6 protein-coding genes are annotated in these 5991 nt (G+C 59.7%); all 6 read right to left on the reverse strand.

Features of this window, described 5'->3' with window-relative positions; translation table 11 throughout:
* Positions 1 to 108: 108 nt before the first annotated feature.
* Positions 109 to 1098, reverse strand: a complete 990-nt coding sequence (gene hypE / locus ACE4YL_RS08195) for a hydrogenase expression/formation protein HypE (RefSeq protein WP_461369487.1) — start codon at positions 1096 to 1098, stop codon at positions 109 to 111.
* A 32-nt stretch (positions 1099 to 1130) separates the two neighbouring features.
* Positions 1131 to 2231 carry a hydrogenase formation protein HypD gene (gene hypD, locus ACE4YL_RS08200; RefSeq protein WP_461369488.1) on the reverse strand — a complete coding sequence of 367 codons (1101 nt, stop codon included), beginning with the start codon at positions 2229 to 2231 and terminating at the stop codon, positions 1131 to 1133.
* Positions 2209 to 2436 (reverse strand): HypC/HybG/HupF family hydrogenase formation chaperone, encoded by a 228-nt coding sequence (locus tag ACE4YL_RS08205; protein WP_461369489.1) that lies wholly within the window; start codon positions 2434 to 2436, stop codon positions 2209 to 2211. The genes hypD and ACE4YL_RS08205 overlap by 23 nt, the downstream gene beginning before the upstream one ends.
* Entirely contained in the window at positions 2427 to 4325 is a 1899-nt protein-coding gene (hypF, locus tag ACE4YL_RS08210) for a carbamoyltransferase HypF (RefSeq protein WP_461369490.1), read from the reverse strand. The genes ACE4YL_RS08205 and hypF overlap by 10 nt, the downstream gene beginning before the upstream one ends.
* A gap of 47 nt (positions 4326 to 4372) precedes the next feature.
* The gene (locus tag ACE4YL_RS08215; protein WP_461369491.1) at positions 4373 to 4717 is read right to left on the reverse strand and encodes a hydrogenase maturation nickel metallochaperone HypA/HybF; all 345 of its coding nucleotides are present in this window, start codon (positions 4715 to 4717) and stop codon (positions 4373 to 4375) included.
* A 595-nt stretch (positions 4718 to 5312) separates the two neighbouring features.
* The coding region (locus ACE4YL_RS08220; protein WP_461369492.1) for a PLP-dependent cysteine synthase family protein at positions 5313 to 5991 on the reverse strand (679 nt) is incomplete at its 5' end.

Below are 5991 nucleotides of genomic sequence, written 5' to 3' on the forward strand. Positions count from 1 at the left end.
GATGACCGCGTACAGCAGGTCGCGGCTGAAAACCACTCCCAGCGCCGCCAAGGCCATCAGCGCCAGCAAAATAACACCCAGCAAGAGTATCCCTTCTTTCCTCGTGCTCTAGCAAATCCGGGGGATATGCTGCCCCCGCAGGAAATCCAAAACCCTGGTCCCCCCAAAGCGTGTCCTTAACAGCGCCCTGCCGCCGCCTTCCTGCAGCCGGCCGATGACCGCCGCTCCCCGGCCCTGCTCAAAGCGGTTTAAGCGTTCCACTACGCCGGGGGCTGCCCCAGGCGGTACCACGGCGATAAAGCGGCCTTCGCAGGCCAGGTAGAGCGGGTCCACCCCCAGCATTTCAGAAAGCTCCGCCGCCTCGCGGCAGACAGGTATTTTCTCTTCCTCCACGATAATGTCCATCCTGCAGGCGGCGGCCAGCTCTTTCAGCACCGTGGCCAGCCCCCCCCTGGTGGCGTCGCGCATGAACCTGACCGGCAGATCCTTAATGATCTCGCGGATCAGCGGCCAGAGGCAGGCGCAGTCCGAAAGAAGGCCGCCGCCCGGGGTGATCCCCATGCGGGAGGCCAGGATGACCATCCCGTGATTGCCCACCGGCCCGCTGACGATAATGCTGTCCCCGGGGCGGACTGTCTCGGCGCCCAGGCTGAGGCGCTCCTCGCGGAGCCCTATCCCCGAAGTGTTGATAAATAACCGGTCCACCGCCCCCCTTTCGGCCACCTTGGTATCGGCTGCCGCGATCTCCACCCCCGCCGCCGCGGCCGCGCGGGCCATGGAGACGGCCACCTTTTCCAGCTCTTCCATGGGCAGCCCTTCTTCAATGATAAAGCCGGCCGTGAGGTAGAGCGGGCGCGCGCCCATGACCGCCAGGTCATTTACCGTGCCGCAGACGGCGAGCTTGCCGATATCGCCTCCGGGAAAGAAGAGCGGATTGACGATAAAGCTGTCCGTGGTCAGGGCCACATTTCCGCCCGGAAGAGAGAAGAGCGCCGCATCTTCCTGCCGCACCAGCAAGGGGTTGCCGAAGTGGGGTTCAAAGATCCGGGAGATGAGCTCCCTGGTGAGCGCTCCCCCGTCTCCGTGGCCGAGTTGCACCAGTCTGGACAGGTTGTTTCCCTCCTAAAAGTTTAAAAATATGAAGCGCAGGCTCCCTCGCTCGAGACCATGCAAGCCCCCTGCGGGCGATCCGGGGTGCATTTTACGCCGAAGAGGGCGCATTCGGGGGGCCTGATGGCGCCGCGCAATACCTCGCCGCAGCGGCAGGCCTCCCGGCTGCCGCCGGCCGCGCGGTTTGGAACCAGCCCGAAGCGCTTTTTGGCATCAAAAGCGGCATACCTGGGCTTAATCCCCAGCCCGCTGGCTTCGATTTCACCGAGGCCGCGCCAGAGGGCCGCTTCGGGGGCAAATACCTCGGCCATGGCCTCCAGCGCCGCGGTATTCCCCTCTTCGCCGACCACCCGGGTATAGGCGTTGAGCACGGCGCACCGCCCGGCGGCCGCCATCTCCAGGAGCAGGGCGGTGGCGTGCAGCACATCAAGCGGCTCAAATCCGGCCACCACCGCCGGGCAGCACAGCTCCGAAGCGAGAAAGTCAAAAGCCCGGCGGCCCGTGACGGCGCTCACATGCCCGGGCAGTATCAAGCCCTCGATCCGGCAGCGGCCCGCCGACAGCAGCAGCCTGAGCGCAGGCGGCATGAGCTTGTGCAGCGAAATCACGCTTAAATTTTTCAGCCCGGCGGCTTCCGCTTCCAGGATCAACAGGGCTGTTCCCGGGGCGGTGGTTTCAAATCCCGTGGCCGCAAAGACCACCTGGCGGTTTTCGTTTTGCCGGGCCAGGGTTAACGCATCCAGGGCCGAGTAAACCAGGCTGACCCGGGCTCCCATGGCTTTCTGCTCCAGCAGGCTCCCTTCCGTTCCCGGCACCCGCAGCAGGTCCCCGTAGACAGCCAGGAGGATCTTCTCCTGCAGGGAAAGGCGGATCAGCATATCCAGGTCGGCGGAATCGGTAACGCAGACCGGGCATCCCGGGCCGCTGCGAAACTCCACCTTATCGCTGAGCAGCTCTCTGAGCCCCGACTTCCCCAGCACATGGGTATGCGTACCGCAGACCTCCATGACGGGGACGGGAGCGTCGCCGGGTACCTTTTGCGCCAGGAGCCTGATCCGCCGCATCGCCTGCGCGGCCAACCGCCTGTCCGAAAAATGATTAACCGGAAGTGGACTGCCCATAGATCTCCTCGTATAGCGCCAGAGTATCGCGGGCCTGCTCCGGGCTGATCTTCTGGATAATAAAACCCGCATGGAGCAAACCGTATTCCCCCGCCTTGATCTCCGGCACCAGTTTTTTCGATACAACCCTGGTTCCGCCGGCAATCTCAATCGTCGCCCGATCCCCTTCCACAACCAGCACCCGCACCGGCACGGCTAGGCACAAATTTTGACCCCTCCGTTCGCCAGCCTCCACAGTCCAATGGCCACCTGCCCCAGGGCAATCCCCGCGTCGCTGCAGGGCACGCGGGAATGGGTATAGACCTTCAGCCCGCAACATTCCATGATCTCCCTGCACTTCCGGGAAAGATAGCGGTTTTGAAAGACCCCTCCGCTGAGCACAACCCTGTCCAGGCCGTATTTTAGGGCCGCCTCCCGGGCTGTCCCGGCCATGATTTCGGCCAGGGCATCATGAAAGCGGAGCGCAATTATCTCCGCCGGCACCCCTTTCTCGAGGTCACGGCTGATGCAGCGCAGCACCTGCCGGGGAGAGATGAGGCCGCCGGCAGTGGTAAAGCGGTAGCCAGAATCAACTTTTTGCACGGCGCCGTCAACCAGGGTGCCCAGCCCGGCGGCGGCCTGCCCGTCGTATGAACTTACGTGGCATATCCCCAGCATGGCCGATACCGCGTCAAAGAGCCTGCCGCACCCCGAAGATAGGGGGCAATTAAATCCGCTCTCCAGCATCCTGGAAATGATCTCAATCTCTTCACCGCAGCCCGGAAATAGACGCCGTGCGCTCTGAACCCAGGAAGCCCCCCCGTACTGCCTGAGATAGGAGAGAGCCGTTCGCCGGGGGTAGCGGATGCAGGCCTCGCCTCCCGGCAGGGGCACATATTCCAGGTGCGCCTCCCTGCTGAAGTCGAGGTAGTCTCCCACCAGCAGCTCACAGCCCCATAAATTGCCGTCAAGGCCATAGCCGGTGCCGTCGGCAATCAAGCCCACCACCCGGCCCGTGAGCCCGTTATCGGCCATGCAGGAGGCCATATGCGCATGATGATGCTGCACCCTAAATAATTGACGGGGAGAAGACCTGTCTCTCTTTTCCCCGGCCAGGGCCCGGGCCGTTAAATATTCCGGGTGCAGGTCGCAGACCACCGCTGCCGGAAAGATCCGGCGCCGCCGCTGGAGATCGCCGACCAGGCTGAGATATCGTTCCACCATCTCTTCAGAAGAGAGGTCGCCCACATGCTGGCTCATCACCGCCTCTCCATCCTGGTAGAGACAGAAGGTATTTTTAAAATCGGCGCCCGCCCCCAGCAGCTCAATCCCGTGGCAGCCAGAAGGCATAGGGAGAGAGAGCGACTGGGAGCTGTACCCTCTCGATCTGCGGATAAACTCCACCCTGGAGCCGTCAAGCATGAGCACCGAGTCGTCGCAGGGCTGCTCAATGGGCCGGTCGTGAACCAGCAAATAATCGATCATGGACTTAAGCCCGGGCAAGGCCTCTTCGTCCCTGTAAACAAGCGGCTGCCCGGAAAGATTGCCGCTGGTCATCACCAGGAACTCGAGGTCATGATCAAACAAACCTTTATGCAGCGGCGTGTAGGGGAGCATTACCCCGGCGCGGCGCAAGCCGGGAGCTACCCGGGACCAGCTGCCGGAAGGCTTCGGTTCCTTGAACCGGAGTAAAATGATTGGCGACGGCGGGCTAAGCAGAAGCTCTTTTTCCGGGCCGGAAACCTGAAACCGGCGCCGCACGCATTCGAGATCCCTGGCCATAACCGCCAGGGGCTTGTCCGGGCGGCGTTTTTGCTTTCTCAACCGATCTATCGCATCAGCGCTGTAGGCGTCGCAGGCAAGATGATAGCCCCCGATGCCCTTAACGGCGATAATTTTGCCTTCTTTTAAAGCCCGGCGGGCCTGGGCCTGCCAATCCCCGGGGATGGAGCGGCCGCAGGAGTCCAAAAGCCTGACCGCAGAACCGGAACCGGGGCAGTGAAAGCTCTGATCAGGCGCCCCCTGCCGGCGGCCGCCGCGCCCGGTTAAATCCAGGGCAGGCGAACAGCCTGATGAAGACGAATTCGTGGCAGCGCCTGCCGGGAACTCCTCCATATGGACACCCTCTCGTCTGGCTGGTATAAAAATGGGAACTAAATCCCTTAGTTCCCGGTGTAAGAGTCTACATAAAACTCAAGACCTGAACCCAGTTTTAAATTGCGGCCATGGCACGAGGGGCACGATTCCGCCGGCTTCTCTAAAGAAAAAAGAGAATCGCAATCCAGGCACTTCATCGATCCTTCCACTTCTTTAACCTTTACCCGGCAATCGGCAAACATGGGCTCATCAGCGCGGGCTATTTCCAGGGCATGGGCCAATGATTCGGCAGTAATGCCCTGCATCTTCCCGATGACCAGCTCCACAAGTTCGATCTTATTTAAACCTTTTTCTAGGGCTTCGCGCTTAACCATGGAGAGAGCATTTTTCATCAAGCCGATCTCGTGCATTTAAATTTTCCCCCTCGCTAAAATATGCTAAATATCTTGACAATTACTCATTATCGTATAGTTGTGATATTTTTATATTATATGTAGAGAAAGACATTGTCAAGAGCAATAATATTTAATAAATTTGGATAACGTCAGGTTAACAGGGGTAAACAGATGCTTTTAGAAGATTTTAGAAGAAGGGGGGTAAGTGGCTGCAAACGTGATGGTCTTCATGAGCAAACAATGGGGCAGAGTCACTACGGCACTTCTTATCACTTATCCCAGGCCTTGCAGGCCTGTAGCCGTTGGGAATCGGAGTGAGCCGGCCGGCTGCTGCCAAATCAGCACCGGGCTGAAACAGCAGGCCAATCAGATTAAAACCATTGCCGGTAATCATTGCAACAGTTCCTCCAGTTGAATAATTCTTCTCCCCCATTATAACTCTTTTTAACGATTTCGCCATAGATCCATTTTCTGTTATACCTGGTTACTCGGATACGCCGGGTATCTGAGACGTCCTGCGAATAAAATGTTATCGGGAGGAAGCTGAAGCTGTTTATAAATTCTGCCGGCAGGGCCTTTCCCGGGATCGGGGTGAGCCCGCCGGCTGCCGCTAAATCAGCGCCGTACTGAAATAGCGCTCCACCCTGTCGGCAAGGACTGTGGCAATCATTTTATCGGGGCCGTGCATCCGGGCCGCCCGGCAGCAGGCCCAGACATTCGCCCCGGAAGAGGTACCCACGAGCAGCCCCTGTATCCTGGCCAGCTCCCTGGCGGTGTTTATCGCATCCTCATCGCTTACTTCTATTACCTCATCCACCAGGCTCGTATCGAGCACCGGGGGGATAAAGCCGTCGCCGATTCCCTGGATCTTGTGAAGCCCGGGCTCATGCCCCAGCAGAGCGGAGACGTTTTTCGGCTCCACCGCAATGACAAGCACCTTTGGATTGCGCTCCTGGAGGAACCTGCCCACGCCGCACAGCGTGCCTCCGCTGCCGAGCCCCGAGACAAATATGTCCACATGCCCCTCCATCTGATCCCAGATCTCACGGGCGGTGGTCAGGTAATGAATCTTCGGGTTATCGGGGTTTTCAAATTGCTGGGGGACAAAAATGGAGGAGTCCTTCTCTGCGCGCCTGCGCACTTCCTCAACGGCTCCGGCGATGCTCTTTTCGGCCGGTGTAAGAACCAGCTCGGCGCCAAGCGCTCGGATGATCTTTTTCCTCTCCTCGCTCATATTTTCCGGCATGACTATAACAACGCGGTAGCCTTTTTGGACGCCGGCCAGGGCC

Source organism: Candidatus Darwinibacter acetoxidans (assembly GCF_041936445.1).
GTDB lineage: Bacteria > Bacillota > Limnochordia > Darwinibacteriales > Darwinibacteriaceae > DTU010.

Excerpts from the sequence above, each read along its gene's own strand:
- hypD (WP_461369488.1), bottom strand. The coding sequence starts at position 2,231 with ATGGGCAGTCCACTTCCGGTTAATCATTTTTCGGACAGGCGGTTGGCC.
- hypF (WP_461369490.1), bottom strand. The coding sequence starts at position 4,325 with ATGGAGGAGTTCCCGGCAGGCGCTGCCACGAATTCGTCTTCATCAGGC.
- ACE4YL_RS08215 (WP_461369491.1), bottom strand. The coding sequence starts at position 4,717 with ATGCACGAGATCGGCTTGATGAAAAATGCTCTCTCCATGGTTAAGCGC.